1 protein-coding gene and 1 pseudogene are annotated in these 1470 nt (G+C 63.4%); both read right to left on the bottom strand.

All coding sequences use genetic code 11. The features are described 5' to 3' along the window. Positions 1-767 (bottom strand): annotated as a pseudogene (locus tag I8N66_RS37015) (ABC transporter permease); the annotation flags it as partial. A 2-nt stretch (positions 768-769) separates the two neighbouring features. Further along, the coding region (locus tag I8N66_RS37010; RefSeq protein ID WP_291165491.1) for an ABC transporter ATP-binding protein at positions 770-1470 on the bottom strand (701 nt) is incomplete at its 5' end.

Here is a 1470-nt window from a genome sequence, read left to right as displayed (position 1 = left end):
AGCAGAACCACCCACGCTGTGGTGCGCACAAGCAGTGACGTCCACAACGGCAGCAGTACCAATAGAAGCAGGAAGCCGGCGATCCGCGCCGGCGCCAGCGAGATGACATAGGCCGTGGGAAATCCGAGAACCAGGGTCGCGACGGTCACGAGGCCGGCAATCCAGAGTGTGCGACCGAGAATGTCAAGAAACACCGCCTGGCTTTCAGGCACCCGCTCGAGGTCGCCCGAAGCAGTCTGCTGAAGGTCGATGGCTGTCAGGAGGTAATAGGGCGACACCGGACCGGCATTGCGCTTGATGATCGCAAAGGGCTCGGGGCTTGCCCAGATCGGATCGAGTGCGGCGAATTGAGCGGCAAGCGAACCTTCCTCGAAATTGTCGAGGTGGCGGACCACGGACATGATGCGGCTACGCATCCCGGCGACTTCGTAGTTCAACCGCTTGCCGAGTGCGGCCGCCGTGTTGTCTTGCTTCGCTTGACGAAGATCTGCCGCAAGTGCCGCGAAGACGTCTTCGCCGGGTGCCGTGCGCCCATCCCAGCCATCGAGTGCACCGACGGTTTGCGGCAGGACCGCACGGACCTCCGGATTGCGCACGGCAGCGGTAAGAAACAGCCCAATGGGCGCGGCGAAAGTCACGATGAGAAAGACCAGCGCCGGCAGTGCCAGGGCAAAGGCCTTGAGCCGATCGGGCCGATCCGCCCGACGAAGTGCCGCACTAAGGCAGGCCGGCCTGACGGGGGCGCTCAGAGATAAAGTCTGGGTCATGGCTACCTCGTCAGCGTTCGGCAATCGGCGGCGAAACAGGCGAGCGCTATGCGGCTATCCGGCAAGACCGATGCACCCTCCGCAGCCGGCACGCTGGCAATGAGGCGCTCGCTGCCGAAGACCTTGACGGTCAGTCGTACCCGATCACCGAGGAAGGTTCGTTCAAGCACCCGGGCCGCGATTTGGTTTTCGCAGCGCTTGTGTCCAGGGTCGTCCAGGGTGAGCCGTTCTGGGCGCACGGAGACGGTGAGATTGGAACCGGGCTTGCCCGACGACCCTGTCGTCAGCAGCCGCGTCCCGTCAGCCATCCGCACAACCGTAAAGCCGTTCTGCGTTCCGGCGAACTCGCACGGAAACGTATTGTTGTCGCCAATGAAGCCGGCTACGAAGCGGTTCGCCGGCTGGTCATAAAGCGTCACCGGATCAGAGAGCTGTTGGATACGGCCCTCATGGAAGACGGCGATGCGGTCGGACATGGTGAGCGCCTCCGACTGGTCGTGCGTCACATAGACCATGGTGATCCCGAGGCGCTGCTGGATCCTTCGGATCTCGACCTGCATGTGTTCGCGCAGTTGCTTGTCCAGCGCGCCGAGAGGTTCGTCCATCAGGATGAGTTTCGGCTTGAAGACCATGGCGCGGGCAAGCGCGACGCGTTGCTGTTGCCCGCCGGAAAGCTGCGAGGGGCGTCGCTCGCCAAGGCCGC

This window comes from Ensifer sp. SSB1 (assembly GCF_016652895.1).
GTDB lineage: Bacteria > Pseudomonadota > Alphaproteobacteria > Rhizobiales > Rhizobiaceae > Ensifer.
The sequence above is the reverse complement of the archived record's forward strand: the minus strand, read 5'-3'. Positions and strand labels throughout refer to the sequence as shown.